General features: G+C 62.1%; 23 protein-coding genes. 11 read left to right on the top strand and 12 right to left on the bottom strand.

From position 1 onward, the window contains the following. Nucleotides 1-20 precede the first annotated feature (20 nt). The 6 genes from AC0IW7_RS19240 to AC0IW7_RS19215 all read right to left on the bottom strand — a co-directional run bounded on the left by AC0IW7_RS19240 (nucleotide 21) and on the right by AC0IW7_RS19215 (nucleotide 10,075). Nucleotides 21-416 carry a DUF2934 domain-containing protein gene (locus AC0IW7_RS19240; RefSeq protein ID WP_471820148.1) on the bottom strand — a complete coding sequence of 132 codons (396 nt, stop codon included), beginning with the start codon at nucleotides 414-416 and terminating at the stop codon, nucleotides 21-23. Beyond that, nucleotides 413-3,274, bottom strand: a complete 2,862-nt coding sequence (locus AC0IW7_RS19235) for a malto-oligosyltrehalose synthase (RefSeq protein ID WP_471820146.1) — start codon at nucleotides 3,272-3,274, stop codon at nucleotides 413-415. Before AC0IW7_RS19235 ends, AC0IW7_RS19240 begins: the two co-directional genes overlap by 4 nt. Next, complete coding sequence (gene malQ, locus AC0IW7_RS19230; RefSeq protein ID WP_471820144.1) at nucleotides 3,267-5,360, bottom strand: 4-alpha-glucanotransferase; 2,094 nt, start codon at nucleotides 5,358-5,360, stop codon at nucleotides 3,267-3,269. Before malQ ends, AC0IW7_RS19235 begins: the two co-directional genes overlap by 8 nt. After that, a complete protein-coding gene (treZ, locus tag AC0IW7_RS19225) occupies nucleotides 5,357-7,129 on the bottom strand; it encodes a malto-oligosyltrehalose trehalohydrolase (protein WP_471820143.1) in 1,773 nt (590 codons plus the stop codon). The genes malQ and treZ overlap by 4 nt, the downstream gene beginning before the upstream one ends. Beyond that, complete coding sequence (gene glgA / locus AC0IW7_RS19220; RefSeq protein ID WP_471820277.1) at nucleotides 7,129-8,664, bottom strand: glycogen synthase GlgA; 1,536 nt, start codon at nucleotides 8,662-8,664, stop codon at nucleotides 7,129-7,131. Before glgA ends, treZ begins: the two co-directional genes overlap by 1 nt. Nucleotides 8,665-8,950: 286 nt before the next feature. Then, entirely contained in the window at nucleotides 8,951-10,075 is a 1,125-nt protein-coding gene (locus tag AC0IW7_RS19215) for a mechanosensitive ion channel family protein (RefSeq protein ID WP_471820142.1), read from the bottom strand. 239 nt (nucleotides 10,076-10,314) lie between these two features. Between AC0IW7_RS19215 and AC0IW7_RS19210 the strand changes: the two genes are divergently transcribed. From AC0IW7_RS19210 to AC0IW7_RS19185, 6 genes are all read left to right on the top strand, one after another. Then, nucleotides 10,315-10,641 (top strand): hypothetical protein, encoded by a 327-nt coding sequence (locus AC0IW7_RS19210; RefSeq protein WP_122495836.1) that lies wholly within the window; start codon nucleotides 10,315-10,317, stop codon nucleotides 10,639-10,641. Nucleotides 10,642-10,679: 38 nt separating this feature from the next. Then, nucleotides 10,680-10,886 (top strand): hypothetical protein, encoded by a 207-nt coding sequence (locus AC0IW7_RS19205; protein ID WP_471820140.1) that lies wholly within the window; start codon nucleotides 10,680-10,682, stop codon nucleotides 10,884-10,886. 106 nt (nucleotides 10,887-10,992) lie between these two features. Further along, complete coding sequence (locus tag AC0IW7_RS19200) at nucleotides 10,993-11,304, top strand: YgaP family membrane protein (RefSeq protein ID WP_471820138.1); 312 nt, start codon at nucleotides 10,993-10,995, stop codon at nucleotides 11,302-11,304. Between the two features lie 120 nt (nucleotides 11,305-11,424). Continuing rightward, the gene (locus tag AC0IW7_RS19195) at nucleotides 11,425-11,835 is read left to right on the top strand and encodes a hypothetical protein (protein ID WP_471820137.1); all 411 of its coding nucleotides are present in this window, start codon (nucleotides 11,425-11,427) and stop codon (nucleotides 11,833-11,835) included. Nucleotides 11,836-12,131: 296 nt separating this feature from the next. Then, a complete protein-coding gene (locus tag AC0IW7_RS19190; protein ID WP_122495843.1) occupies nucleotides 12,132-12,497 on the top strand; it encodes a type II toxin-antitoxin system RelE/ParE family toxin in 366 nt (121 codons plus the stop codon). Further along, nucleotides 12,488-12,811, top strand: a complete 324-nt coding sequence (locus tag AC0IW7_RS19185; RefSeq protein ID WP_463538979.1) for a helix-turn-helix domain-containing transcriptional regulator — start codon at nucleotides 12,488-12,490, stop codon at nucleotides 12,809-12,811. The genes AC0IW7_RS19190 and AC0IW7_RS19185 overlap by 10 nt, the downstream gene beginning before the upstream one ends. A gap of 118 nt (nucleotides 12,812-12,929) precedes the next feature. On the opposite strand, the gene AC0IW7_RS19180 is transcribed toward AC0IW7_RS19185, so the two are convergent. Next, complete coding sequence (locus AC0IW7_RS19180; RefSeq protein WP_471820135.1) at nucleotides 12,930-13,748, bottom strand: TatD family hydrolase; 819 nt, start codon at nucleotides 13,746-13,748, stop codon at nucleotides 12,930-12,932. 241 nt (nucleotides 13,749-13,989) lie between these two features. Between AC0IW7_RS19180 and AC0IW7_RS19175 the strand changes: the two genes are divergently transcribed. After that, nucleotides 13,990-15,408 carry an MltF family protein gene (locus tag AC0IW7_RS19175; protein ID WP_471820133.1) on the top strand — a complete coding sequence of 473 codons (1,419 nt, stop codon included), beginning with the start codon at nucleotides 13,990-13,992 and terminating at the stop codon, nucleotides 15,406-15,408. Between the two features lie 185 nt (nucleotides 15,409-15,593). After that, complete coding sequence (locus tag AC0IW7_RS19170) at nucleotides 15,594-16,028, top strand: DoxX family protein (protein WP_122495859.1); 435 nt, start codon at nucleotides 15,594-15,596, stop codon at nucleotides 16,026-16,028. Nucleotides 16,029-16,157: 129 nt separating this feature from the next. On the opposite strand, the gene tauD is transcribed toward AC0IW7_RS19170, so the two are convergent. From tauD to tauA (AC0IW7_RS19145), 5 genes are all read right to left on the bottom strand, one after another. Further along, nucleotides 16,158-16,991 (bottom strand): taurine dioxygenase, encoded by an 834-nt coding sequence (tauD, locus tag AC0IW7_RS19165; RefSeq protein WP_471820131.1) that lies wholly within the window; start codon nucleotides 16,989-16,991, stop codon nucleotides 16,158-16,160. A gap of 80 nt (nucleotides 16,992-17,071) precedes the next feature. Further along, nucleotides 17,072-17,923, bottom strand: coding sequence for a taurine ABC transporter permease TauC (tauC, locus tag AC0IW7_RS19160; protein WP_471820129.1), 852 nt, complete (start codon nucleotides 17,921-17,923; stop codon nucleotides 17,072-17,074). After that, the gene (gene tauB / locus AC0IW7_RS19155) at nucleotides 17,920-18,714 is read right to left on the bottom strand and encodes a taurine ABC transporter ATP-binding subunit (RefSeq protein ID WP_471820128.1); all 795 of its coding nucleotides are present in this window, start codon (nucleotides 18,712-18,714) and stop codon (nucleotides 17,920-17,922) included. Before tauB ends, tauC begins: the two co-directional genes overlap by 4 nt. A gap of 110 nt (nucleotides 18,715-18,824) precedes the next feature. Beyond that, a complete protein-coding gene (gene tauA, locus AC0IW7_RS19150; protein WP_471820126.1) occupies nucleotides 18,825-19,799 on the bottom strand; it encodes a taurine ABC transporter substrate-binding protein in 975 nt (324 codons plus the stop codon). Nucleotides 19,800-19,859: 60 nt separating this feature from the next. Further along, a complete protein-coding gene (gene tauA, locus AC0IW7_RS19145) occupies nucleotides 19,860-20,837 on the bottom strand; it encodes a taurine ABC transporter substrate-binding protein (protein ID WP_471820124.1) in 978 nt (325 codons plus the stop codon). Nucleotides 20,838-21,244: 407 nt separating this feature from the next. Between tauA (AC0IW7_RS19145) and AC0IW7_RS19140 the strand changes: the two genes are divergently transcribed. The 3 genes from AC0IW7_RS19140 to AC0IW7_RS19130 all read left to right on the top strand — a co-directional run bounded on the left by AC0IW7_RS19140 (nucleotide 21,245) and on the right by AC0IW7_RS19130 (nucleotide 26,606). Further along, on the top strand, nucleotides 21,245-22,282 hold the full coding sequence (locus AC0IW7_RS19140; protein WP_463538967.1) for an OmpA family protein: 1,038 nt from the start codon (nucleotides 21,245-21,247) through the stop codon (nucleotides 22,280-22,282). Between the two features lie 45 nt (nucleotides 22,283-22,327). Then, nucleotides 22,328-22,468: a hypothetical protein gene (locus tag AC0IW7_RS19135; RefSeq protein ID WP_471820122.1), complete on the top strand. Its 141-nt coding sequence runs from the start codon at nucleotides 22,328-22,330 to the stop codon at nucleotides 22,466-22,468. Nucleotides 22,469-23,228: 760 nt separating this feature from the next. Then, the gene (locus AC0IW7_RS19130) at nucleotides 23,229-26,606 is read left to right on the top strand and encodes an amino acid adenylation domain-containing protein (RefSeq protein ID WP_471820120.1); all 3,378 of its coding nucleotides are present in this window, start codon (nucleotides 23,229-23,231) and stop codon (nucleotides 26,604-26,606) included. Nucleotide 26,607: the final 1 nt, after the last annotated feature.

Below are 26,607 nucleotides of genomic sequence, written 5' to 3'. Positions count from 1 at the left end.
CACGCCGACTAGCCTGTGATTCAGGCCTTAGGCGGTTTGGCGGCCGGTTTTTTTGCCGCGGCTGGTTTGCTCGCAGCCGGTTTAGCGGGCTTGCTGTCAGTAGATTTGGCTGGCGCAGTGGCTTTCGGTTCAGGTGATTTTTCGGTGGTTTTTTTCGCCGCTGGTTTTGCCGGTTTCGATTCCAGCAGCGCCGGTTTTTCCACCTTGGCGGCCGGCTTTTTCGCCGCCGGAATGGCCGGGTTTGGCGCCGGCAGGGTTTTGCCTTTTACGCTTTTGTTGGCGGCTGGCACGCCCGCTTCCGAGGCCGCCAGCTTCAGCGCCATTTGCCAATGGCGCTCGGCTTGGCCTTCGGGCTTGCCTTCCGATTCCCAGATTTGGAATGCGAATTCACTAACGCGTTTTTCGTCGATGCTCATGGCCGAGGCTCCTGAAAGGGGTGAAGCAAAGTGACCGGGAAATCCCGCAGGAGGTGGGCGACGTCAAGGCGACCGTCCACCGGGGTATGGCTGCTGGCAGTAAAAGCGCTGCTCAGTGTGTGGCGGCTGAGTTCTGGCGGTAGCACCAGGTGCGTGTCGCCCCAGGCGCTGGCAGGAATCAATGGCGTGGCGCTGTCACCGAGCAGGTTCGCCGCCAGGCTCGGCACCAGCACGATCACAAACTGTTCGTCGTCGACATAACGGGCAAACGCCAACACGCGCTCCGCCTGGCTGCCGCCAACCGTCAGCGGCCGGTAGCTGCCGGCCGCAAATACGTGTGGATGGGCCGCGCGCAGGTTCAAGGTGTGGCGAATCAGGCCCTGTTTCAGCGCCCCCGTCGGCCAGTTTGAAAGTTGCTCGCTGACCGCTTTCGGTTGACTAAGCGCCGCCTGGCGCGCGGCGAAATCGACCGGGCGGCGGTTGTCCGGGTCTACCAGGCTGAAGTCCCAGAATTCGGCGCCTTGGTACAGATCGGGCACGCCGGGCGTGGTCATGCGCAGCAGCGTTTGCACCAGGCCGTTCAGGGCGCCGGCGGGTGCCAGGGAGGCGGCTGCGTTGGCGATGTCTTTGCGCAATTCCAGGGCTTCGGGGCTTTGCAGCAATTGCTGCAAGAAGCTGCGGCACGCGCCTTCATAGGCTTCGTTATTGGCGCTCCAACTGCTGCGCAACTTGGCTTCGCGCAGCGCTTTTTCCTGCCAGCCAACCAAGCGCTGGAAGTAGGCGTCCAGGCCGGTTTGGTCGTCACCGGCCAGGCCCAGGGGCCAACTGCCGAGCAGGGTTTGGTAGAGCATCATTTCATCGCCGGCACTCGGCGCCATGCCGTCGGTGAGTTCCTGGCGCAGCGGCGCCGCCATCGGCCACCAGCGGTCGATGTGTTCCACCAGCCAGGTTGAGCGCTCACTGATGGCCGCCAACCGCGCGCGGGTGTCTTCGCCGCGTTTGTGGTCGTGGGTGGCGGTGGTCAGCAGGTTGTTGGGCAGGTGCTCGGCGCGGCGTTGCCAGCTCGCTTCGATCTCGGCGACCGGCGCGCTGAAGTGCTGCGGGTCGAAGCCCACATCATTGCGCGACAGCAACACGGCGCTGCGGTAGCACGCGGTGTCTTCCACGGCTTTGGCGGCAGCGGGCGAAGTGAGCTGTTGGAAACGCGTGAGCATTTTCTGCCGCTGCCGGCGTGCCGGACCAGGCGGCAACTGGCGCAGCGCTTCGCCACCGAGCCAGCGGTCGAGGTAGTCGAGAATCGGCCAGTCCGCTTCGCTGAGATGGTTGCGCGCCGCTTCCAGGGCTTGCGCGAAGAACAGCTGGTCCTGCTCGGAGCGGCCGTGGCCGCCGGCATAGGTGCGGTACACCGGGAAGTGCACGATCAATTCCAGCAGCGCACGGCGGATGGAACCGAGCGTCAGGTCGCGGGTGTAGACGTCATCTCGGGCGACCAGCAACAGGCCTTGCGCCAAGGCTTCAAGGTCGCCAGCCAGGGTGCCGTGGAGCACGAGATTGCGCGCCTCGCGCACCTCGTCCATAAAGTTCGCGGTGCGGCCGCTGCGGGTTTCCCACAGGTCGGCCAATTGCAGTTGGCCGATGGGGTCGTGCTGCAGCAGCGACACCTCGTTCATAAATTCGTAGCCGGTGGTGCCATCCACCGCCCAGTTGGTGGGCAGCTGCTCGCTGGCACCGATGATTTTTTCCACATAAATCGGGAACGGCAGCGCCGTGCCCTGGGCGTCGCGCAGCTCGCTCGGGCGTTTGCTCAGTAAACCGTTCACCCGACGGCGCAACTTGCGGCAGTAACTGCCGGGGTTGGCCAGGCCGTCGACGTGGTCGATGCGCAAACCGTCCACCAAGCCGCGCTGTATCAGCTCGAAAATTTTCGCGTGGGTGGCCTCGAACACGCGGTTGCGTTCAACCCGCAAGCCGCCCAGTTCGTTGATGTCGAAGAAGCGCCGCCAGTTGATGTCGTCGGCCGCGGTGCGCCAGCTCGCCAGGCGATAGTGCTGGCGCTCCAGCAGACGGTGCAGGTTGTCGAAGGCGTATTGGTCGATGCTGTGGCTGTCGTCGATTTTGCCGCTCACCACCTCGAAGTGGCTGACGGCCTCGGCCAGCGCCAAGCCCACGTCCGGCACCTGCACCGCCTCGGCAAGATCCGCGCGAATTTGTCGGGCGCTGTGCCAGGCCATGGGGTCAACATCGAGGCTTTCGAAGCGCGCGGCAAGGGCTTGCAGGGTCGCGTCTTCGCTGGTCTTCAGCACGTCGGCGTAGGTGGGAGGGCAGAGCGGAAAGCGGTGTTCGTAATGCTGGGCGTACAAGCTGCCGGTTTCGGCTTCGAACTTCAGTTCGATTTCCCCGGCGCCGAGCACTTCGCCGTAATCGGTGCGCAGGAAGGGCACCAGCAGTTGGCCGACCATCAGCGGGTCGTGGGAGCGCCACTGAATGTCGAAGAAATTGGCGTAGGGGCTGGAGGGGCCCCACTCGAGCACATCGAGCCACCACGGGTTGGCGTCGCCGCCTACGGCCATGTGATTGGAAACGATGTCCAGCAGTAGGCCCATGCCGTGGGCACGCAGCTCGGCCACCAGGCGCAGCAGCGCGTCTTCGCCGCCCAATTCGGGGTTGATGCGGGTGGGGTCTACGACGTCGTAGCCGTGGGTGGAACCGGGCCGCGCGGTCAAAATCGGCGATGCGTACAGGTGGCTGATGCCCAGGTCGGCAAAGTAGCGAACCAGCGGCACGGCGTCGTCGAGGGTGAAGTCTTTATGAAATTGCAGACGGACAGTGGCCGTCAATGGACGTAGAGGCTTAGTCATTGCGGGCTCTCGATGGCGCTAAGTGGTCACGGGCGCGGCGCGCTTGGTCGAGGCGTTCCAGCCGTTGGCTCGGTTCGGGGCGATCGAGCATGTCGGCGGCGTTGAGGCTCCAGCGACGGCGCCAGTTGGGGTGCGTGTCGCCGGGGCCGGGAAGGTTGGGTTGTTCGAATTCGCCCATGGCGTCTTCCAGCGGCAGCAGCACCAATGGCGCCGGCGTGCTGCCAAGGAACGAGACGCTGGCGTCCAGTTGCTCGGTAATGCTGTTGTCGCGAATGGGCAGCAATGCGCAGTCTTGAAAGGCTTTGTGCAGGTTGTGCTTTTCCCAGTGGCGATGGCTGCGGTCGTCGACGCTCTGTTCGGGCGTCGATTGCCCGGCCATCTCCCGCCATTCGATATCACGGCCTTGCATCCAGCCGTGCAGGGTGGGCAGGTCGTGGGTGGTGGTGGTCGCCAACGCATCGTCCGGCCACTGCGGCGCGGGAATAAAGGCGCCGTCCTTTTGTTCGAACAGCAGCACGCGCATGCCGAGCAGGCGGCTTCGTCCGAGCTCTTCACGCAGACCGTCGGGCACGGTGCCGAGGTCTTCGCCAATCACCAGTGCGCGGTTGCGCCACGACTCCAGCGCCACCAGGCGCAACAAGTCTTGGAGCGGATAGTTCAGGTACGCGCCCGCCTGCGGCGGCGCGCCCTGCGGAATCACCCACAGGCGTTGCAAGCCCATCACATGATCGATGCGCACACCGCCCACGTGGGCAAGGTTGGCTTGCAGCATTTCGATAAAGGCGCGGTAACCGTTGCGGCGCAAGCCGTCTGGTGAGAACGCCGAGATGCCCCAGCTCTGGCCCTGACGGTTGAGGATGTCGGGTGGCGCGCCGACGGTGAGGCTTTGCAGCAGTTCGTCCTGGCGCGACCAGGCCTGGCTGCCGGCGCCATCGGCACCCACGGCCAGGTCGGCGATCAGGCCGATTTTCATCCCGGCGTTCAACGCAGCGGCCTGGGCGCGGCCCATGCTGCGCGCCATCAGCCATTGGCAGAAGGCGTGGTAGCCCACTTCCTGGGCGTGGTCGGCGGCGAACAGGTCGACATTGGCGTGGTGCGGGTCACGGTAATGCTCCGGCCAGGTGCGCCAGTCGCCGGACATTTCGTTGCGCACCATAAAGCCCTGCAAGGCTTCGAAGCGGCAGTGCTGCAACAGCGCGTCGCCGCCGCACAGCAGGAACTTGTCGAAGTCTGGCGTCAGCGCGTTGTGCTGGTCGCGAAAGGTTTGATAAAGCTGGCGCAGCAGGCGCTGGCGGCTATCCGTGACGCCCGGCCAGTCGACCAGGTCGAGGCTTTCGAGCTGTTTGCGGTTGTCATGCAGACCGCATATTTGCAGCGCGTCGTTCACCGCCGCGTCGCCAAGAATCATGTCCGGCGCGGCGTGCAAAGCGTTGAACAGCAAACGACTGGAGGGCGAGTACGGGCTGTATTGGCCCGGCCAAGCGCTGAACATCGCGTGCATCGGGCTGATCGCCAAGGCGTCGGCACCATGGCGGGCGGCGCTGCGGGCCAGGTCGGCAAGCGCCTGCATATCGCCGAGACCGCCATCGTTGTTGCGGCGCAGCGAATACACCTGAGCGGTCAGGCCCCAGATGTGCCGGCGCTGGCCGTCGGTCAACTCCTCCACACTCAGGCAGGCGGGCGGGGCGACGGCGACGGTGATCAGCCGCTCGCCGATTTGCAGGCGGTGATAGCCGTAATCGGCAATGGCCGGCAGGCAACCGTGGCCATCGAGACGCCCGTCCACTCGGCGGCCGTTTTCCAAATGCAGGCTGAAGGGCGTGTTGGCGCCAAACTCGCTGGCCAGTGACAGCGGCTTGTGCATCTCGTGGGTCAGCAGCGGGTCCAATTCGCGCCGTTGCTGTTGCTGTTCCAGGTGCGCCAGGCTGGCCGCGATTTGTTGCGGGCTTTGGGCCGCGTAACCCAGGGCCTCGACCAAGGCCCGCTGGGCGTCGGGGTCTACGCGTTGCGGCCGGCCGTTGGCGTCTGTCCAGTCGACGCTCAGTCCTGCTGCGGTAGACAGGCTGGCCAGTTGCTCGTCGCTCATGCGCTTTCCTCTAATGATGCCAATGCGCTAAATGGGCCGCGCAAGCCTTGTTGCGCGGCGTGCAAGTCGATGCGGTTGCCGAAGATGACGCGCGCCGCCGGCCCCAGCGGCGGGGCGCTGACGGGCTGGCTGCTGAGGTTGAGGTCAATGCGCAGCTTGCTGCCGTCGCCCAGCGTCCAGTTGGCGCTCACGGCTTTGTCGCCGAGCACTTGCACATGGCCGGCGCGGCTGCCGGGAAGCAGCGGCACGATCAGCTGCTGACGCAGCTCCAACAACTTGCGGTAGTAAATGCGCCAGGCTTGATGGCTGGGCTCGATGTCCGGCGCGTAGTCGGGCAGCGAGGCGTTGAAGGTGCCGAGTTTGTTCGGGTCGGGAATGCTGTCGCGGATGGCGGCATCCTGGAACACGGCGAAGTCTTTGAACTCGTTGCGCCGGCCATCGCGCACGGCAACGGCCAGTTCGTCATGGTGGTCGGTGAAGAATAAAAATGACTGGCGTGAGCCCCATTCCTCGCCCATGAACAACAGCGGAATCATCGGCGACAGCAGCAACAGCACCGTGGCGGCCTTCAAGGCGTCCGGGTCGCAGAGGGTGCTTAGTCGCTCGCCAAAGGCGCGGTTGCCCACTTGGTCGTGGTTCTGCAAGAACAGCACGAAGGCGGTGGGCGGCAGGTGGCCGCTGGGCTCGCCACGGGTGTGCCCGTGACGATTTTCCTGGCCCTGGTAGACGAAGCCTTCTTGCAGGCAGCGGGCGAGTTTCTCGGTCGGCTGCTGGCAATAATCCTGGTAGTAGCCCTCGTGCTCGTCGGTGAGCAGCACGTGCAAGGTGTTATGGCCGTCGTCGTTCCATTGCGCATCAAAGCCGGCTTGTAGCAGCTCGGCGCTGTTGTGCTCGTTTTCCAGCACCAGGTGCAGGTGACGATCCAGCGGCACCGAGGCGCGCAGGCGCTGGGCCATTTCGATCAGAAAGTCTTTTTCGCTGATGGCGTGCACGGCGTCGAAGCGCAGGCCGTCGACGCGGTAGTCGTGCACCCACATCAGCGCGTTTTCGATAAAAAAGTCACGCACCTGGGGGCGGCGGAAGTCTATGGACGGCCCCCACGGTGTGGTGATGTCTTCGCGAAAGAAATCCTGGGCGTACACGCCGAGGTAATTGCCGTCTGGCCCGAAGTGGTTGTAGACCACGTCGACAAACACCATCAGGCCCAGGCCATGGGCGGTGTCGATCAGATGGCGCAGTTCATCGGGGCTGCCGTAGTTGCGCTGCGGCGCGAACGGCAACACGCCGTCGTAGCCCCAGTTACGTTCGCCGGGAAACTGGTTAATGGGCATCAGCTCGATGGCGGTCACGCCCAGTTCGCGTAAATCGGCGAGCCGCTGTTCAACGCCGGCGAAACCGCCGCGCAAACCCACATGCACTTCATACAGCACGGTTTCGTGCCAAGGCCGACCGCGCCACTCAGCCTGTTGCCAGGCGTAGGCGGTGGGGTCGGTGACCAGGCTGAAGCCGTGCACGGTGTCTTGCTGGGCGCGCGAGGCGGGGTCTGGCACTTGCTGGTTGCCATCGATCCGGTAGGCGTACGCGCCTCCAATCGGGCAAGGCAGCTCGGCACGAAACCAACCCTCGGGCGCTTGCTGCAACGGCTGGGCACTGCCGTCGGCAAACACCACATCAACTGAGTTGGCTTGCGGTGCCCAGAGCGCGAAGCGGGTGAGTCCCTCCGCTACGGGGAGGGCGCCGTGTGCCGGCCGGGTGGTCGGCGCTGACATCACCATTGCCCTCGCGCGCGGGCGGCTTTTTGTTGCAGCAGGTCTTTGTACAGACGGTCGTAGGGTTCAACCGACTGCTTCCAGAATAGCGGCGAGGCCATGGCACGGCAGCGCATGGCGTTCAGCAGTTCCGGGTACTGGAACACGGTCAGGGCGCGCTGCACGGCATCTTTGTAGCTGTCTGCGGTGGCGTCACGGAACAGGAAACCGGTCACGCCATCTTCGATGGTGTCGGCCAGGCCGCCGGTTTTACGCGCGATTGGCAGCGAGCCGAAGCGCTGGGCGTACATCTGGCTCAAGCCGCACGGCTCGAAGCGCGACGGCATCAGCAAGAAGTCGCTGCCGGCAAACATGCGGCGAGCGTCGGTTTCGTTAAAGCCGACTTTCACGCCCACGCGGCCGGGGTAGCGCTTGGCCATTTCGGTCAGCGCCTGTTCCAGCTCAGGCTCACCGCGACCGATCACCGCCAGGCGACCGCCGCCTTGAACGATGGTGTCGACCACTTCCAGGGTCAGGTCGATACCTTTTTGCTGCACCAGACGCGAGACCACGGCAAACAGCGGGCCGTTATCGGCATCCAGGCCAAACAGCTGCTCGACGTATTCGGCGTTTTGCTTCTTCCCGCCCAGGTTGTGCATGCTGAAGTTGGCAACCAGGTGGGTGTCGGTGCGTGGGTCCCAGCTTTCGTCGATGCCGTTGGTGATGCCGCTGAGGCTGCCCTCGTTGGTCTTCACCTGAAGCATGCCTTGCATACCGCAGCCGAACGCCTCGGTGGTGATTTCCTGGGCATAGGTATGGCTGACGGTGGTGATGTGGTCGGCGTAGGTGATGCCGGCTTTAAGCAGCGACAGCTTGCCGTAGAACTCCATGCCTTCCGGGCCGCAGGCTTCCGGCGGCAGGGCGAGTTCGGGGCTGCAATGCATGTCGATCATTCCCTGGTAGGCCAAGTTGTGAATGGTGAACACGCAGGGCGTGTCTTGCTCCTGCCACTTCATGTAGGCGGGCGTAAGTGCGGTCGGCCAGTCGTTGGCGTGCACCAGGTCCGGGCACCAGCTGATGCAGGCGGTGCCGGCGGCGATGTCGGCAGCGGCCATGCCCAGGCGGGCGAAGCGGATGTGGTTGTCTGGCCAGTCGCGGCTGTTGACGTCGCCGTAAGGCGTGCCTTCGCGCTCATAGAGTTCGGGGCTGATCAGCACGTAAACGATCAGGCCGTCGGGCAGGTCCATGCGGCCGATCTTGCAAGAAGGCAGCGCGGCATGGCCTTTAACTTCGCCGATCACGCGCAGCGGGTGGCCGCTTTCCAGCACTTGCGGGTAGCCGGGAATCAGCACGCGGATGTCGTGTTGGCCGGAGAGGGCGCGGGGCAGGGCGGCAGATACATCGCCCAAACCGCCCACCTTGATCAGGTCGGCCAGCTCGGACGTCACGAAGAGGATTTTTTTCTTATTGGGATACAGCGTTTTTGGCTTGGTGCTTTCAACCGGAGGTTGAGCCTTGGGGGCGACAATCGAAGCGAAATCGTCTAACCGTTCCATCGCTAGTGCAGTTCCCATGTGTTCCTCCCGTGGCGCCGGTCGTTCACGAGCCGGCGCTCATTTCGCTAAGTCGACCGCGCAAAAAAAGATTGTCAGTCGCGTAAAAAAACGCCCCGCATCGGCTACGCCAATACGAATTCGAATAAGTGTGTTGGAGTGGTTTGGCCCTGTCGGAACAGGTCTTGCCCCTACGTAAGTGCTGACTGGCCGGTCCGCGAAAAAGTTTCTACTTTTTTTCCCAGTCAACCGCTCGTCGGGCGCAGCGGCGGCAAGGCGCGCTGGCCGATTACACGGGGGGTTGGCGTTCCGGTTCGGCAATCGGCTCGTGCACGTGGGGATCCACCACGTGGTGGGTCGGACTGCTTTGAAACGCAGCGCGCAATTGCGGCAGGCAATCGGGGTGTTTGTGGCTGATAAAATTGATCAGGTTCTCGCGGATATAGCAGCGCAAATCCCAGCCGCTGGACGAGTCGCGCGAGCTCACCAAAACGCGCAGTTGAATGGCGCGGTCGGACGTGTCGACCACCTGCAGCACGCTGACACGGCCGTCCCACAATTGCGGCACTTGCTTGAGCAGGCGTTCGAGTTCCTTGCGCAGCGGCTCGAGCGGAATGGCGTAGTCGACCCAGAAGATGACGGCGCCTGTTAGCGAGGACGAAGAGCGGGTCCAGTTCTGAAACGGATTCTCTATAAACCATTGCAGCGGCACGATAAGACGGCGGTCGTCCCAGATGCGCACCACCACGTAGGTGCCGGTGATTTCCTCGATTCGGCCCCATTCGTTTTCGACGATCACCACGTCGTCCAGGCGAATAGGTTGCGTCATGGCGATTTGCAGACCCGCAATCAAATTGCCCAACACCGGCTTGGCCGCGAAGCCCACCGCCAAGCCCGCGACCCCCGCTGACGCCAACAGGCTGCCGCCGAATTGGCGGGCGCTAGGGAACGTCATCAGCATGGCGGCCAGGCCGAACAGCAGAACGAAAAAGCTCAGGGTGCGCACCAGCACGCGGGTTTGGGTTTGAATGCGCCGGGCGCGCAGGTTGTCGGCGATGTCCACCGGGTTGTGAATCAGGATCATCTCTTGCACGGCCGCTACCGCGCGCAGGCCCAGCCAGGTAAAGCCGCCGATGATGGCCAAGGTGGTGACGTGGCGCAGGGGGCCGATCAGGCGAAAGCTGTCGTCGGCTGCAGTCCACACGGTTTGCAGCCCGAGCAGGGGCAACAGCACGCAGACCGGATCGCGTAGCTGCCTCACCAATTCACGAGGAAACGCAAAGGGTTTGGCCAGGCGCGCAAGCACCCGGGTAACCAGCCGTGAAGCGAGCATTAGCACCAATACGGTGATGGCAGCGGCGAGCACTGTTTTCAATTCGGCGATAGGAAACTGGCGTTGAAAATCCTCAAGCATCGGGAAGGGCCCTGTTGGCTAAGCGTGTTTTAGTGACCGGGGCAGGGCGAGGGGGTTCAGGTGGTTTCAGGATGCAATTTGCATGATGGCCAACCGGGTACTTCGTGCAGATTGCCTGCGAAGCACGCTTTGTTAGTTTTTCAAGTAATTGAAATATAACGAGAAAAATACTTTCTGCAGGTTGGCGTTCATCTTGCAATTTTAGTCCTGAGCGAATAGACCTTCTTCAGGAGCACGTCATGCAACTTCTTACCGATCTTTATGTATCTGCCTTCCCAAGCCATGACGTGTCGTTGCAACCACGCCCGGACGGCACCTTTGTGCTGGCCCTGAAAAGTGCCAATAACGAAGCGCTGATCAAAGTGATCGCCGGAAAAACCGTTTACAGCCAAGCCGCTGCCAACGACGAAATTCTGAGCATCAAGCGCGAAGTGTTAATCCGCGATAACGCGTTGAGCGGCACCAGCGCCCACTGCACCGCGCACAAGCTGCCGACCTACAGCGGTCAGGAACTGAGCCTGCGCGCCATGCAGACCCTGTTCAACCGCCGTCGTATTTCTTTCTAACCCCGTCCTAAACCCGTCGTTTAAACCAGGAGGCGACCATGAACGCATCGACAAAAGTATTGGAAAGTTTCTTTAGCGACCGCCTGGCTGGCGAACAGTTTGTGGTGCGCCTGCCAGAGTTGTACGCCCAGGTGCCGGACGAAACCCCTCCAGAAGTGCCTGATGACGTACCGCCAGAGTTGCCCCGTGGCGAGCCCGGCGAAAATCCGGAACTGCCGCAGCCTCAGGATGCGCGCTACGCCTGACAGTAACAAAACCGCAAACAGTGAACGCTTGCCATCGGAACCGGTCGGTTGTGTAGGGCGTGACGAACCGTCGTTACGGCCACCGAACGAAAACAAGGAGAAGGTTATGGTCGCTTTTGAAGCGTTGGCCCGCGAGCTAGAGGCCCACCCGCAAAATGTTCATGGCTGGGAACGCGCAATGTGCATCACCAGCGGTGCCGCCATGGTTGGCACCGGCCTGCGCCGCGGGGGCGTGATAGGCAGTGTGCGCGCTGCCTTGGGCAGCATAATGTTGCTGCGCGGGCTCACCGGTCGTTGCCCGGCAAAGCGAGTGATTGTTGAGCGTCAGGATGAACTGCTGGCAATCAAGGCCAGGTTGCAGTCCGCTTCGGACCAACTGACTGCGCTTAACGCAGCCAGCGCGAAAAAAACAAAATAATACCGAGCTGTCTAACCACTGCGCCGACGCCACCACTTATGGGGCGTCGGCGTTCTGCGTTATACCGCCGACAAACGCGCACATTGCCAGGCTCCCGCCCTGGCTTAAGGAATCTCTGCCATGTACTCCAAGTGTGTGGTTTCGCTGCTTCTGCTTATTGCTGTACTGCCCGCAAACGCTGATTGGCTGGAAATACCCGACGGCCGAAGGGTCAACGGTCAAGACACCATCGAAGTGATCAACCTGCTCGACGGCACGCTGAAATTCGCGCTGACCGCCGCCGGGCGCGACGATCTCACCTGCCGCATGCGCGGCGTCGCTAAAAAACAGAGCCCTGGGGTTTACAGCTATCAGGAAACCACCAGCCAATGCGTGCTGCGCATTTCCGCCCAAGCCGATCGATTGGTTGCCGAAGACCTCGGCGACAATTGCCGCGCCGTCTATTGCCCTCAGAAAGCCAGCATCGGTGTACGCAGCTTCAAGCTGGGCGAGCAGATGCCGTTGACGGAGCAGATTAGTGGGGCGTGGTGAGTCGCAACAAAGCGCACTGCGGCTACCTCTCACGTCGCACCCGTCGTTGCGCCAAAGCGGGCAATCGGTCCCTGCGTAAGCCGTGCTCGTCCCTGACCGGTTGAGCATGCTCAAACACTCTAAATGCTTCGCGCTGGCCTAGGCGCGAGGCGCTTTTACTCCTCGCCCAGCCAGACCCTTCCCAAGCCCAGCTCAAACGAGTCCTGCGGGCAAGCCCTGCCGCGCTTGGCATGCTGGTTCGGCTGATAAATGGATTATCAGCCTTACCATGAAGTAACACATAGGTTACTATTCGCATGCCAAGAGTCGTTGAGTATTTACGCAAGGATGAGTCCAGCCCTTACAAACGATGGTTCGATTCGCTGTCTATTCAGGCCGCTACGAAGGTTTCCATCGCGCTGGTTCGAATGGAGTTGGGCAATACGTCGGCCATCAAGTGGTTCAGCGGTATTGGCGAGTACCGAATCGATTGGGGGCCGGGTTATCGCATTTATCTGGCAAAGGAACGCGACACGTTGATCGTCTTGTTCGGCGGCGGCACCAAAGCCACTCAGCCCGCCGACATCCACAAGGCACAAGCGCTATTCGCAGAATACAAAGCACGTAAAGCCGAGCTGATTGCCAGCGGAGCCGGCATAGAGGAGACGCCACCATGGCGCTAACCCGCGATTTCAAACAAACCATCGTCGACCGCGTTGAACGCGAACCGGCGTTCGCCCAATCTCTGCTTCACGAAGCCGCCACACTTTTCCTTAATGGCGAACCCGACGTTGCGCGCCTGGTGCTGCGCGATCTAGTGAACGCCACCATCGGCTTCGAACAGCTCGCGGTTGAAACGCAAAAGCCGAGCAAAAGCCTGCACCGCATGTTGTCGCCCACCGGCAATCCCAACATGGATAACCTGGCCGCTATCTTCAATGCCTTGCGAACCGCCTTGCGCCTACAAATTGAAGTGCACACCGTGCCGGTGAGCTGAGGCGGCGGCGCCAAGCTCGCCGGTCATTCAAAGGCGGTTGCAACGCCCCCACACACCCCCCCCACCCGTGGGTGCGGCTTCAGCCGCGATGATTTCCCACATGACCCCGTTCTGACTGTTAACCGCCAGGCGCCTCAACCACCGGCAAACCGAAAAACGCCCGTGCGCAGTCCGTGGTATGCGCCGCCAGATACGCCGGCGTTTCCTGCCGATGCGTCGCCACTTCCTTGAGCACCTCTGGCAAATACGCCGGCTCGTTGCGGCCGTTCTTCGGTTTGGGGCGCAATGTGCGCGGCAACAGGTAGGGCGCGTCGCTTTCCAGCATCAGGCGGCCGACCGGAATTTCCTTCACCAGGGGATGCAGATAGGTGCCGCGGCGTTCATCGCAAATCCAGCCGGTGATGCCGATGTGCAAGTCCAAATCCAGGTAGCTGAACAGCGCGCGCTTTTCGCCGGTGAAGCAATGCACCACGGCTGCGGGCAACTGGTCGCGGTAATCGCGCAGTATTTCCAGCAGCCGCTGGTTGGCGTCGCGCTCGTGCAGGAACACCGGCATCTTCAACTCCACGGCCAGTGCCAGCTGCTCTTCCAGCGCTTTTTCCTGCAACGGACGAGGCGAGAAGTCGCGGTTGAAGTCCAGCCCGCATTCGCCAACGGCGCGTACGCGGTCTTCTTTTAATAGCGAGCGCAGTTGGGCGGCCGTTGCGCCGGTCCAGCTGCTGGCGTCGTGAGGATGAACGCCCGCCGTGCTGAACAGCCGCGCGCCGGTTTCGTCGGCGCGGCGGCACAGGTCCAGGGCTTTTTCGCTGCCTTCCAGACTGGTGCCGGTGAGCAGCAATTGGCATACACCGGCCTCATAGGCGCGGGCGAGCACTGCTTCATAGTTCTGGGCAAAGCTGTCGTGGGTCAGATTGACGCCAATGTCGATGAGTTGCATCGTGCTACCTCACTGCGGAGCGGTGCAGCTTACCATCTCCCTGTTAACAACTATAAAGCTATAAAATACAGCCGTTTATGAGCGCTTGTTAAAGCGCATACACACTTTGGCTGGCGTCCTGTCGGGCGCTGTGCGACCCTCCGCGCCCCTTGCCGGGGAACCGACCCCGGTGCCGTCACTCTTAGGCGGTCGATATTGATGGTGACCACGTCCGCTGACTGGCGTGGCATCTGGAGACTGAATGACCCGAGCGTTGCTGCTTCTACTGTGCCTGGTGCTGCTGCCGTTGCCGGCGGCTGCGCGTTTGGCCGGGCCGCAGGAAGGCTGGCAGCATCCGAGTCAGGTGCGCGACCTCAGCAAAATTCGCAGCAGCGGCGTATTGCGGGTGCTGGTCAACCAGAGCCGTAATAGCTCCGGAGAAGTAAAAGGCCAAGCCATCGGCCTTGAATACCACCGCCTACGCGCCTTCGAGCAGTACCTCAACCGCAACGCCCGCGACGGCCGCCCGCTGACGCTGAAGATTATCCCCAAAGCCAAAGACCAATTGCTCGGCGCCTTGCAGCGCGGCGAGGGCGATTTGGTGGTGCCCGGCGAACTGCTCAACGCCCGCAGCGGCCAGGACGTCAGCCCGAGCGTGGCGATTCGCGCCCAAGTGCCGCTGGTGCTCGTTGCTCGCCAAGGCAGCAAACGCTATCAGCGCCTTGACCAACTGGCCGGCCGCAGCCTGGCATTGCCGGCCGGTAGTGCGGCGGCGGAGGCGCTGGAAACGGTCAACCAGCAATTGGCGCTGCGCAAACTGGCGCCCATCAGCATCGAATGGGTCGACCCCAGCCTGGCCGTCGAAGACGTGCTGGAAATGGTCGAGGCCGGAATTTTCCCGTACACCGCCGTCGAGCTGCCGATTGCCGAGCGCTGGCTCAAAGTCATGCCCAAGCTGCGCATCGATCGGCAACTGGTGCTCAGCGAGCAGGGCGATATCAATTGGTTCGTGCGGCCCGACGCACCCATGCTGCGGGCCGCCATCGACCGCTTTCTCAGCGGCTATAGCACGCCAACCGATCAGGACGTCGCCTTCCAACGCATTTACCGCCGCATTTATAAGGTCCATGACCCGCTGGCGCGCAGCGACCGGCAGCGCCTGGAGAAAGTGCGTCCGGTGCTGCAACGCTACGGCAACGAGCAGGACATCGACTGGCTGGCCCTCGCCGCGTTGGCATTCAAAGAATCGACCCTCAACCCAGCGGCTCGCGGCAGCGGCGGCGCTACCGGCTTGATGCAAATCACCCCGGCGGCCGCGCGCAGCGTTGGCATCAGCGATGTAAAAGGTCTGGAGGGCAACGTTCAGGCCAGCGCCAAGTACCTGGCGCGCATTCGCCGCAACTTCTTCAGCAGCGCGCAAATCAACGAGCGCGAGCGCATGGCCTTTGTGCTCGCCGCCTACAACCTTGGCCCACAGCGCGTGCAAGGTTTTCGCGCCGAAGCCAAGCGACGTGGCCTGAACCCCAACCAGTGGTTTTTCCAAGTGGAACGCATCGCCATGGAGCAGGTGGGCATGGGCGTGGTTAGCTACGTCAACGCAGTGAACAAGTACTACCTCGCCTACGATCGCGAGCGCGAGCAGCTAATCCCCAAAGCGAAAGTAGCGACTACCAAGAAATAACGCGTTCCCGCCAACAAAGGGACCGTAGGAGCCAGCTTGCTGGCGAACCCTGCAAACCTCGCTATAAAAACAATGACACATCTACAAATTAGATAGGTTTAACGCGAAAATGCCGCTAGTCGTATCGAATTGATTATTTAGAATACGCCCACCAACACCTACTTAGCCTTAACAAGGAACGCACCATGAACAAGCTGATCAACACCGTACTCGCCACTCGTGCAGGTTTGGGCATCACAATTCTTCGCATCGTCACCGGTCTGACGTTCGCTTCCCACGGTTCGCAAAAGCTCTTCGGCCTTTTCGGCGGCTATGGCCTGGACGGCACTGGGCAATGGATGGAAAGCATCGGCATCACGCCTGGCTACCTGATGGCCCTGATGGCGGGCAGCGCTGAGTTCTTCGGCGGTCTAGCCCTGGTAATCGGCTTGCTGGTTCGCCCAGCTGCCTTGTCGCTGGTGATCGCGATGCTGGTGGCCATTTTCGCGGTACACATCGGCAACGGCTTCTTTATGGCCACTAACGGCTTTGAATACGCGCTGATTCTGGCCGTTATCAGCGCCACACTGCTGGTCGAAGGCGCCGGCAAGTTCTCGCTGGATCGCAAAATTGCTGGCTGATTAATCGCCACAACGAAAAGCCCGCCAAGTGCGGGCTTTTTTGCGTTTGGGCAGGGCGGCGGTTGATCCCAGCCCATGGCACGAGCCCACGCGCGCCTTTCAACGAGAAAGCGGCAAACCCCGCACGCTTTAAAACGGACGGTCGCCCAATATCGTCGCTCGCTGCATTACCCGCCGTTGCGGTCGGTAATCATCGACCGCGTAGTGCTGTGTCACGCGGTTGTCCCAGAAGGCAATGTCGTTTTCCTGCCAGCGCCAGCGCACGAAAAATTCCGGCTTGGTCGCATGGGCGAACAGGAAGTTGAGCAGCGCTTGGCTTTCCGCCGGTTCCAGCTCGTTGATCGTGCTGGTAAAGCCCTCACTGACAAACAGCGCCTTGCGCCCACTTACCGGATGGGTACGTACCACGGGGTGCGATTGCGGCGGGTGCTTGCGCCGGGTTTCGTCCCAGCGCGCATAGTCTTCGGGCGTGCTGCCGTAGCGCTCCAGGGGAAAGGAACGGGTGAAGTCGTGGGTGGCGGTCAGGCCATCAAGCAGATTTTTCAGCGGCGCCGACAACGCGTCATACGCGGCAATGCCGCTGGCCCACAAGGTGTCGCCGCCCTTGGCCGGCAGTAGCTTGGCGCTCAGTACCGCGCCCATCGCCGGTTCCGGCAGAAAGGTAACGTCGGTGTGCCAGATGGCGTTGTCGCGCACATCGGTCACGGCGGTGTCGAGAATCAGCACTTCAGGCTGTTCCGGCACGTTGGGGTAAATCGGGTGAATGTGCAGGTCGCCGAACTGCGCGGCAAAACGCGCTTGTTGTTGCGGCGTGATGGGCTGGTTACGGAAGAACAGCACTTGATGGTCGAGCAACGCCTGTTCGATGGCGCGCCGGTTGGCCTCGCTCAACGGCTCGCTGAGTGTAACGCCTTCAACCTGGGCGCCCAGGGCGGAACTCAAGGGGGTGATGTGCAGGCTCATGGTCTTTCTCGTACGTGGCAGTGGTGGTGCAAAAGGGGGGTGCGCACAAGGGCGGGTGCGCGTCGGTCATAGCCGACGCGTCAGTGGCTTTGGCCGTGCCAAGGCACGAGGCGGCGTTGCAGGGCGCGCAGGGTCATTTCCAGGGCAAAGGCGATGATGGCGATGACCAAAATGCCGAGGATCACCACGTCGGTGACCAGAAACTGCGCCGCTGACTGCACCATAAAACCCAGGCCGCTGGTGGCGGCGATCAGCTCGGCCGCCACCAACGTCGACCAGCCCACGCCCAAACCAATGCGCACACCGGTGAGAATGTCGGGCAGGGCGCTGGGCAGAATCACGTGGCGAATCAGTTGCCCGCGCGAGGCGCCGAGCGACTGCGCGGCGCGCAGTTTGGCCGGGTCGACGGTGCGCACACCGGTGGCGGTGGCAATGGCGATGGGGGCGAATATCGCCAGGTAAATCAGCAGCACTTTCGACAGCTCGCCAATGCCGCACCAGATCACAATCAGCGGCAGATAGGCCAACGGCGGAATAGGCCGATAAAACTCGATCAGCGGATCGAGAATGCCCTGAGCAATGCGGTTGCGGCCGATGGCGATACCCACGGGAATGGCGGTCAGCACCGCAAGCAACAGGCCCAGGCCAATGCGCCCGAGGCTCGCGCCCAGGTGCTGCCACAGCGTCGATTCCATGTAACCGGTGGTCGCCAGCAGCCAGCCCTTCTGCAGCACGGCCGAAGGCGGCGGCAGGAACAGCGGTTCGATCAGGCCGAAGGCCGTGACAGCCCACCAGAGTGCCAGCAATGCGACCAGGGTCAGCACGCTGATGAGGCGGGTGCTAAGCGCCGGGCGCTGCGGTTTCGACTGGGGCAACACATCCAGCGCGGGGCTGGTTTTGCTGGTGCTCAGGCTGGCTTCATAGCTGCTCATGGGCGGGCCTCCGCTTGAATGGCCAAACGTTGCGAAAACACCTGCGCCAGCACGTGCTCGCGGGTTTCGATAAAACGCGGGTCCGACTTGATCGCCCGTGCCGGTTCGCCGGCGGCATAGCGCTGGCCGAAATCCAGTTGCAGCCGCTCGACGATCTGGCCCGGATTGGGCGCCAGCAGCACCAGATCGGTGGCCAGGAACACGGCTTCTTCGATGTCGTGGGTAATCAGGAATACCGGCTTGGCGCTGCGTTGCCACACTTGCAGCAGCAGCTCTTGCATCTGTTCGCGGGTAAAGGCGTCGAGGGCGCCGAACGGCTCGTCCATCAGCAACACCCGTGGGTCGGCGGCCAGGGCGCGAGCCAGGCCGACGCGCTGTTTCTGTCCGCCTGACAACTGCCAGACCTGGCGCTGCTCGAAGCCGGCGAGATCAACCAAGGCCAGCATTTCCCGCGCTTTGGCTTCCCGCGCCGGCCGCGCCACGCCGGCCAATTGCAGGCCGAAGGCGACGTTGTCCAACACGTTTTGCCAGGGCAGCAGGGCGTCGTCCTGAAACACCACACCGCGTTCGGCGCTCGGGCCTTGCACCGCCACGCCATCAAGGGTGATACGGCCGCCGCTGGGGGCAACAAAGCCGGCTATCAGGTTCAGCAGCGAAGTTTTGCCGCTGCCCGAAGGGCCGAGCGCCACCAGCAATTGCTGTGGGCCCAGGGTCAGGGAAATGTCGGCCAGCACCGGTGCAGAACTGCCCGAGTACTGTGCGCTGATGCGCTCCAGTTGGAGTAAGGCCATGTGAGGTGTCTCTCTGTGTGATGGGGCCGCTGCGGGGGAGGCCTGCCTGGATTGTCGTTTTCAGGAATCGAGGCTGAAGCCTCTCCTACAGGTTCGTGGTAGTGCTGAGGTCACTGCACAAACTTGCTGCTCACATACGGCGAGTAATCGGCCAGCACGCCATCGGCCTTGCCTTGTTCCTTGAGGAAAACGGCGGTGGCGGCGATGTCTTTGGCGGTTTGGCCGTTGAGCAGGGTTTTCTGCTCGGCGCTTTCCGGGAAAGTCGAACCGGCCAGCAGCTCGGGCACGTCGGCGGCATTGGCGCCGGTCAAGCGGGCGATGGCTTTGACCTGCTCGGAATCAGCCGTCCATGCGGCCTTGTTGGCGTTGTAGGCGGTGTAGGCGTCGATGCTGACCTTGGCGAACTGGGCCAACACCTCAGGATGCTTCTCGGCGAAGTCCTTACGCGCCACCCAGACCTCGAAGGTTGGCGCGCCCCAGGTGCCGACTTCGGCAGCGTCGGTGAGCACCTTGCCGTCTTTCTTGATTTCGCCCAGCGCTGGCGACCAAACGAACGCGCCGTCGATGTCGCCGCGTTTCCACGCCGCCGTGATCTGTGCCGGGTTGAGGTTGACCACCTTGACCTTGGTGGGGTCGATGCTCCAGTGCTTGAGCGCGCCCAGCAGGCTGTAGTGCGACGTGGACACAAACGGCGTGGCGATGGTTTTGCCCACCAGGTCCGCCGGCTTTTGAATACCGCTGGCGTTGCGCACCACCAAGGCTTCGGCCGAGTTGATTTGCGCGGCGACCACGAAGGTCACGATTGGCAGACCCCGCGTCGCTGCGGCGGCCAGCGGGCTGGAGCCGAGGTTGCCGATCTGCACATCGCCGGAGGCAATGGCGGTAACCACCTCGGCGCCACTGTTAAAGCGACGCCAGTCGAGTTTTTCGCCGATGGCTTTTTCATAACCGCCATTGGCTTGCGGCACTTTGCTGGGGTCGATGCCCGTTTGGTAGCCGATGATGATGTCTTGCGCCTGAGCAGAAACGCTCAGGCCGGCGATCACCAGAGTAGCCAGCAGGCGGCGGGAAAAGGACAAGCTCATGGTCGTGCTCCGCAAACAGCCCTGGTCGGCACTGCCGCCAGGGCTGGAATAAAGGTGGGGTCAGTTCTGGATGAACTTGGCGCTGACGTAGGGCGAGTAATCCGGCAGCACGGCGTCAACCTTGCCTTGCTCCTTGAGGAAGCCCGCGGTGTCGGTGATCGCTTGGGTGGTCGGTGAACCCAGGGCGGTAACCTGGTCAGCCGCCAGCGGGAACACGTTGCCTTGCAGCAGCAGGGGAATGTCGTCGGCTTTGGCACCGGAGAGCTTCACCACTTTGGCAATGTTGTCTTGATCGGCAAGCCAGGCTTTGGGGTCTTTGCGGTAATCGGCGTAGGCGTCGAGGGTGACCTTGGCGAAGGCCGAAACGATTTCAGGGTGCTTGGCGGCGAAGTCTTTGCGCACGATCCAGGCATCAAACGTCGGCGCGCCGAGCTTGCTCAGTTCGCCCGAAGTGATCAGCACCTTGCCGCTTTCCTTCGCCTTGCCCAGCGCCGGGTCCCAGACGTAGGTGGCGTCGATGTCGCCACGCTGCCAGGCAGCAATGATGGCTGGTGGTGCCAGGTTGACGATTTCCACCTTCTTCGGATCGATGTTCCAGTGCTTGAGCGCAGCCAGCAGGCTGTAGTGGCCGGTGGAAACGAACGGCACGGCGACCTTTTTGCCGACCAGGTCTTGCGGCGAATTGATGCCCGACCCATTACGCGCCACCAGCGCCTCGGCGGCGCCGATCTGGGTGGCGATCAGAAAAGTCTGCACGGGCAGTTGGCGGGTCGCTGCGGCAGCCAGTGGGCTGGAACCGACGTAACCAATCTGCACGTCACCGGAGGCCACGGCGGTAATCACTTCGGCGCCGCTGTCGAACTTGCGCCAATCAATCTTGCTGTTACTGGCCTTTTCATAGGCACCGTCCGCCTGGGCAACTTTGGCCGGGTCGACAGTGGTTTGGTAGGCAACGGTGAAATCGGCGGCCTGGGTGCTTAACGCGAAACTGGAAATGGCCAGGGCGGCCAGCAGGCGGAGCGGGGTGAGCGCTTTCATTTTTATACTCCTCAACGGGCTCCGCAGCGCTGAGAAGAGCGGGCGGACCACTGGACAGTGACTAATAAGGAAGAGAGGTCCGGTGGTCCGGTGACGCAGAGAATAAAGGTTCTAAGAAATAACAAATAAATACTATTTAGTTATTAGCTTAGGTGCGGCGATTGGATTGCGCGGCCGGCCGGAAATCTGCCCAAACGGTCGAATTTGGCCAACCTGAATTTATTTGTTGAACCGAAAGAATTTCGCCGATATCTCAGTTGAGCAAGCTAGAGGCCACGGCTGGCGTAGGGCCAGTTGTAAAAATTTGTTTGGCTAGGGTTCGCGGCAGTGGTGTTCTTCTACTACGTTGTCCTAGTCGAGAATTTGTATTGGTTTAACTGCGCACAATCTGAATGGGGACTTTACGGATGAAATTGAAAAACACCTTAGGCGTTGTAATCGGTTCGCTGATCGCCGCCAGCTCTTTCCAAGCGTTGGCTCAAGGCCAAGGTGCGGTTGAGATTGAAGGCTTCGCCAAGAAACAGTACTTCGACAGCACCCGTGATTTTGATAATGACGGCAACCTGTTCGGCGGCTCGATTGGCTACTTCCTCACCGACGACGTAGAGCTGCGACTGGGCTACGACGAAGTTCATAACGCCCGTACAGACAGCGGTACCAACGTGAAAGGCGCCAACACCGCGCTGGACGCTCTGTACCACTTCAATGCCCCTGGCGACATGGTGCGTCCGTACCTGTCGGCTGGCTTCTCTGACCAGAGCATCGACCAGAACGCGAGCAACAGCCGCGACCGTTCCACCTTCGCCAACCTGGGCGGCGGTGCGAAGCTGTATTTCACTGAAAACTTCTACGCCCGTGCCGGCGTTGAAGCGCAGTACAACATCGACCAAGGCAACACCGAGTGGGCGCCAAGCGTCGGTATCGGTGTGAACTTCGGCGGTGGCAAAAAAGCCGCTGAGCCGGTACCGGCTGCTGCAGCGCCTGCTACCTGCACCGACAGCGACAACGACGGCGTGTGCGACAACGTCGACAAGTGCCCAGACACCGCTGCCAACGTGACTGTCGATGCTGACGGCTGCCCAGCAGTGGCTGAAGTGGTGCGTGTTGAGCTGGACGTGAAATTCGACTTCGACAAATCGAAAGTCAAAGAAGAAAGCTACGGCGACATCAAAAACCTGGCTGACTTCATGCAGCAATACCCAGACACCTCGACCACTGTCGAAGGTCACACGGACTCCGTGGGTACTGATGCCTACAACCAAAAACTGTCTGAGCGTCGTGCCAACGCCGTTCGTGACGTGCTGGTTAACCAGTACGGCGTAGGCGGTGATCGCGTGAATGCTGTGGGTTATGGCGAGTCCAAGCCGGTTGCGGATAACGCTACCGATGCTGGTCGCGCTGTAAACCGTCGCGTTGAGGCGGAAGTTGAGGCTCAGGCTAAGTAATTAGCCTGGCTTGATAAAGAAACCCGGCTTCGGCCGGGTTTTTTTATGGGCGCGATCCTGATGCAAGCCTTGATCTTCCTCGCGCAGGCCGCGGTCAACACCGTCATCCTCGCGCACGCGGGGATCCAGAATCTCAAGCCGTACACCGATGTGAAGTGCGGCGGTATTCATTACCGCGTGCGCTGAACATTTGCTTTCGCGCCTTACGCGCATTTCAACCAAACCTCCGTCATCCTCGCGCACGCGGGGATCCAGAATTTCCAGCCGTACACCGATGTGAAGTGCGCAGGAATTCATTGCCGCGTGCGCTGAACGTTTGCTTTAGCGCCTTACGCGCATATCAATCAAAACCTCCGTCATCCTCGCGCACGCGGGGATCCAGAATCCCAAGCCGTACACCGATGTGAAGTGCGTCGGTATTCATTACCGCGTGTGCTGAACGTTTTGTTTCGCGCCTTACGCGCGACTCACTTTTTAGCAGTCGCCCTAAAAAGTAAGCAAAAACGGCTTGCCCCTACCTTGGGTCTACGCTGCGCTCCGACTTCCCTCATTCCATCGCCACTCCGGGGGCACGGCGAGACGGGCCATCCATGGCCCGACACGCCTTTCGCGGCTCCCGGCCGCTCAACCCCCTACGCGTCGACTCCATTCGGCCTGCGATGAATGGGGCGGGTAGATCACAAGCCAGATCAAAAGCTAGATCAAAAGCCAGATCAAAAGCCAGATCAAAAGCCAGATCAAAAGCCAGATCACAAGCCAGATCACGAGCTAGATCAAAAGCATCGCCGCCCGGCCGCTCCTACAGGTATGCGTGGGTCCTGTAGGAGCGGCTTTAGCCGCGATTCCCTGGAAACGGCGATCCCCAACTTCGCCCTAAATCCCCCTCACCATTTTTCGTCCATTGGGTATTGCGGAATCCCCGCTCGCCTTTTCGATTGGACGACTGATGAGCACGATTGAATCTTCCCTGGCCCGCCGTTTCCTTGAGTTGCCCGCCGAGAAGCGCCGTTTGTTTTTGGCGGCGCTGCGCGATGAGCGAATCGATTTCAGCAGCTATCCCATCGTCGCCATGCCGGGCCACGCCGAGCGGGGTGTTCTGTCGTATGCGCAACAACGCATGTGGTTCCTTTGGCAGCTAGAGCCGCACAGCGCGGCCTACAACTTGCCCAGTGCGGTGCGGTTGCTCGGCACGTTGAATAGGGAAGCCTTGCAGCGCAGTTTTCAGGCGTTGGTGCAGCGTCATGAAAGCCTGCGCAGCACCTTCGTTCAGCGCGGCGACGTGGCGTTTCAGCAGGTGGCGGAACACGCCGAGCTAACCGTGCAGTTCACCGATTTAAGCGCGCTGGATGCCGCCGCCAAACAGCAGCAGACCCAACACTGGGCCGCGCAGCAGGCGGCGCAGCCGTTTGATCTGAGCACCGGCCCGTTGCTGCGGGTGCAGCTGTTGCGCCTGACGGATGAGGAGCATGTGCTGCTGCTGACCATGCACCACATCATCGCCGACGGTTGGTCGATGAACATTCTGATTCAGGAGTTCATGGCCGGCTACGACGCCTTCGCCACCGGGCAGCCTCTGCAGTTGCCCGCGCTTGCGGTGCAGTACCGCGACTACGCGTTGTGGCAGCGCAGCTGGTTGGCGGCCGGGGAGCGCGAGCGGCAGTTGGACTATTGGCGCGAACACCTGGGCGAGGATCATCCGTTGCTGGAATTGCCCACTGATCACCCGCGCCCAGCCGTGCCCAGCCATGCCGGTGCGCGCTTAGAGCTGCGGGTCGATGCCGATTGGCAACAGGCGCTCAGGGCGCTGGCCGTGCGCAGTGGGGTGAGTTTGTTTGTGGTGTTGCTGGCCAGTTTTAACGTGCTGCTGCATCGCTACAGCGGGCAAACAGACATCCGCGTCGGCGGCCTGATTGCCAACCGCACGCGCCGGGAAAGCGAAGGGTTGATCGGGTTTTTCGTCAACACCCAGGTGCTGCGCAGCCAGCTCAGCGGTGCGTTGCGCTTCAGTGAATTGCTGGCGCAGGTGAAGCAGGCGAGCACCGCTGCACAAGCCCATCAGGAGCTGCCGTTCGATGCCGTGCTGGAGGCGCTGCAGCCGTCGCGCAGCCAGAGCCACAACCCGCTGTTTCAGGTGATGTTCAATCATCAGCCGTTGGTCAGCGATGTCACTGCCATGCAGTTGACTGGCGGCCTTCAGGTGGCGCTGTTGCAGGCGCAGCCGGGCGCGGCGAATGCCCGTCAGCATGCAGCCGCCAGTGACCTGATGCTGGAAACCCGCGAGGAAGGCGAGCACCTGCTGGCGGCGTTTACCTACGCCACTGACCTGTTCGAGGCCCAGACCATTGAGCAACTGGCGGCGAACTGGTGCCAGTTGCTGCGCGCCGTGACGCAAACGCCCGAGGCCGCCATCGGCACTATGCCGCTGCTGACAGATGCCGATGTGCAACGCCAGCACGCCAACAATGCCTACCTGCAAATGCCGGCGGCCGACACACCGGTGCATCAGCTGTTCGAACAGCAAGCCGAACGCACGCCGCACGCGCTGGCGGTGCAAGTGGCGTACAGCCAAGCCACCTTGAGCTACCGCGAACTGAACCAGAGCGCCAACCGCTTGGCTCGGCACCTGCGCGCGTTGGGCGTCGGCGCCGGCGGCGTGGTGGCCGTTATGCCAGGGCGCGACCTGAGCTTGCCGGTTGCGCTGCTGGCGGTGCTGAAAACCGGCGCCGCGTATGTGCCGCTGGAGGCCAGGACCCAGGCCGAGCGCGTGGCGCAAGTCTGTGCGGCCAGCGGCGCGCAGTGGCTGCTCAGCGATGAGCCGCAGGCGCTTGAACTGCCCGGCGTCACCCGCGTGGCTGTGCAGCAAAGCGGCAACGATGAAAACCTCAATCTGCCGATTCATCCCCAGCAACTCGCGTACGTCATTTACACCTCCGGCTCCACCGGCCAGCCCAAGGGCGTTGCCATCAGCCACGGTGCGCTCGCCGGGTTTAGCCAACTGGCGGCGGACTACAGCGAACTTCAGGCCAGCGACCGCGTGCTGCAATTTGCCACGGTGAGTTTCGATGGCTTCGTCGAGCAGTTTTACCCCGCGTTACTGCGTGGCGCCGCCGTGGTGCTGCGTGATTCGCGCCCGTGGGACAGCGAAACGTGGCTGCAGGCCGTGCAGCAACACGGCGTCACCGTGGCGGATTTGCCCGCCGCGTACTGGCACATGCTGGTCAAGGATTTCGCCAAAGGCCCAGCCCGTTCATTCGGCAATCTGCGCCAGATTCACGTCGGCGGCGAAGCCATGGCGGTGGACGGTTTGCGCTTGTCGCAGCAGGTCGGGCTGGGCGCGGTGCGGCTGCTCAATACCTATGGGCCGACCGAGGCGACGGTGGTGTCGAGCATTCACGATTGCACCGGTCTGCGCGCCGAGCAGGTGAGCTGGCGGGGTATTCCGATTGGTCGACCGCTGCCCGGCACCCGCCTGTATGTGCTCGACGCCGATCTCAACCTGTGCCCGCCAGGCGCCATCGGCGAGTTGTATATCGGCGGCCCTGGTTTGGCCCAGGGCTACCACGGCCAGCCGGCGTTGACGGCGCAGCGTTTCGTCGCCGACCCGTTCACGCCCGGCCAGCGCCTTTACCGCAGCGGCGACCGCGTGCGCTGCCGTTCCGATGGCGCGCTGGAGTACATCGGCCGCGTCGATCATCAAGTGAAAATTCGCGGCTTCCGCCTGGAGCTGGGCGAAGTAGAAGCGCGCCTGCAACAGTGCCAAGGCGTGCGCGAAGCGCTGGTGGTGGCGCCCGACCTGGGCAGCGGCGCCACGCTGGTGGCCTATGTGGTAGCGGAACACATCGACCTCAACGATGCCGCCGCGCAGCAAGCCTTCCGCCAGCAACTGCGCACCCGCCTGCAAGCCGAGCTGCCCGATTACATGGTGCCGAGCCACTGGCTGTTGCTGGACAAAATGCCGCTCACCGCCAGCGGCAAGCTCGACCGCAACGCCTTGCCAGAACCCGACCCCAGCCACTTACAGCGCCACTACCGCGCGCCGCAAAGCGAGCTGCAAATCAGCCTGGCGGCGATTTGGAGCGAGGTGTTGCAAGTGCCCCGCATCGGTCTGGACGACAGCTTTTTCGACCTCGGTGGCCACTCGTTATTGGCCGCACAAGTGGTGGCGCGCATCAAGCGCGAACTCGGCGCCAGCCTGCCGCTACGCAGCCTGTTCGAGCGGCCGCTGTTGGCTGACTTGGCGGAGGAGTTAGCCGCGCAGCAACCGCACAACGCCCAGGACTGGGACGAGATGGAAGCGTTTATGAATTCCCTGGAAGAGGTTTGAG

The sequence above is a fragment of the Pseudomonas sp. AC229 genome (assembly GCF_979254655.1).
The sequence above is the reverse complement of the archived record's forward strand: the minus strand, read 5'-3'. Positions and strand labels throughout refer to the sequence as shown.

Bases quoted from the DNA above. Each gene is read 5' to 3' on its own strand.
- AC0IW7_RS19140 (WP_463538967.1), top strand. From the start codon at position 21,245: ATGAAATTGAAAAACACCTTAGGCGTTGTAATCGGTTCGCTGATCGCC.
- AC0IW7_RS19180 (WP_471820135.1), bottom strand. From the start codon at position 13,748: ATGCAACTCATCGACATTGGCGTCAATCTGACCCACGACAGCTTTGCC.
- tauB (WP_471820128.1), bottom strand. From the start codon at position 18,714: ATGGCCTTACTCCAACTGGAGCGCATCAGCGCACAGTACTCGGGCAGT.
- AC0IW7_RS19135 (WP_471820122.1), top strand. From the start codon at position 22,328: ATGGGCGCGATCCTGATGCAAGCCTTGATCTTCCTCGCGCAGGCCGCG.
- AC0IW7_RS19170 (WP_122495859.1), top strand. From the start codon at position 15,594: ATGAACAAGCTGATCAACACCGTACTCGCCACTCGTGCAGGTTTGGGC.
- tauA (WP_471820124.1), bottom strand. From the start codon at position 20,837: ATGAAAGCGCTCACCCCGCTCCGCCTGCTGGCCGCCCTGGCCATTTCC.
- AC0IW7_RS19200 (WP_471820138.1), top strand. From the start codon at position 10,993: ATGGTCGCTTTTGAAGCGTTGGCCCGCGAGCTAGAGGCCCACCCGCAA.
- malQ (WP_471820144.1), bottom strand. From the start codon at position 5,360: ATGAGCGACGAGCAACTGGCCAGCCTGTCTACCGCAGCAGGACTGAGC.
- AC0IW7_RS19240 (WP_471820148.1), bottom strand. From the start codon at position 416: ATGAGCATCGACGAAAAACGCGTTAGTGAATTCGCATTCCAAATCTGG.
- treZ (WP_471820143.1), bottom strand. From the start codon at position 7,129: ATGTCAGCGCCGACCACCCGGCCGGCACACGGCGCCCTCCCCGTAGCG.
- glgA (WP_471820277.1), bottom strand. From the start codon at position 8,664: ATGGAACGGTTAGACGATTTCGCTTCGATTGTCGCCCCCAAGGCTCAA.
- AC0IW7_RS19210 (WP_122495836.1), top strand. From the start codon at position 10,315: ATGCAACTTCTTACCGATCTTTATGTATCTGCCTTCCCAAGCCATGAC.
- AC0IW7_RS19195 (WP_471820137.1), top strand. From the start codon at position 11,425: ATGTACTCCAAGTGTGTGGTTTCGCTGCTTCTGCTTATTGCTGTACTG.
- AC0IW7_RS19190 (WP_122495843.1), top strand. From the start codon at position 12,132: ATGCCAAGAGTCGTTGAGTATTTACGCAAGGATGAGTCCAGCCCTTAC.
- AC0IW7_RS19235 (WP_471820146.1), bottom strand. From the start codon at position 3,274: ATGACTAAGCCTCTACGTCCATTGACGGCCACTGTCCGTCTGCAATTT.
- AC0IW7_RS19215 (WP_471820142.1), bottom strand. From the start codon at position 10,075: ATGCTTGAGGATTTTCAACGCCAGTTTCCTATCGCCGAATTGAAAACA.
- tauC (WP_471820129.1), bottom strand. From the start codon at position 17,923: ATGAGCAGCTATGAAGCCAGCCTGAGCACCAGCAAAACCAGCCCCGCG.
- tauD (WP_471820131.1), bottom strand. From the start codon at position 16,991: ATGAGCCTGCACATCACCCCCTTGAGTTCCGCCCTGGGCGCCCAGGTT.
- AC0IW7_RS19175 (WP_471820133.1), top strand. From the start codon at position 13,990: ATGACCCGAGCGTTGCTGCTTCTACTGTGCCTGGTGCTGCTGCCGTTG.
- AC0IW7_RS19130 (WP_471820120.1), top strand. From the start codon at position 23,229: ATGAGCACGATTGAATCTTCCCTGGCCCGCCGTTTCCTTGAGTTGCCC.
- AC0IW7_RS19185 (WP_463538979.1), top strand. From the start codon at position 12,488: ATGGCGCTAACCCGCGATTTCAAACAAACCATCGTCGACCGCGTTGAA.
- tauA (WP_471820126.1), bottom strand. From the start codon at position 19,799: ATGAGCTTGTCCTTTTCCCGCCGCCTGCTGGCTACTCTGGTGATCGCC.
- AC0IW7_RS19205 (WP_471820140.1), top strand. From the start codon at position 10,680: ATGAACGCATCGACAAAAGTATTGGAAAGTTTCTTTAGCGACCGCCTG.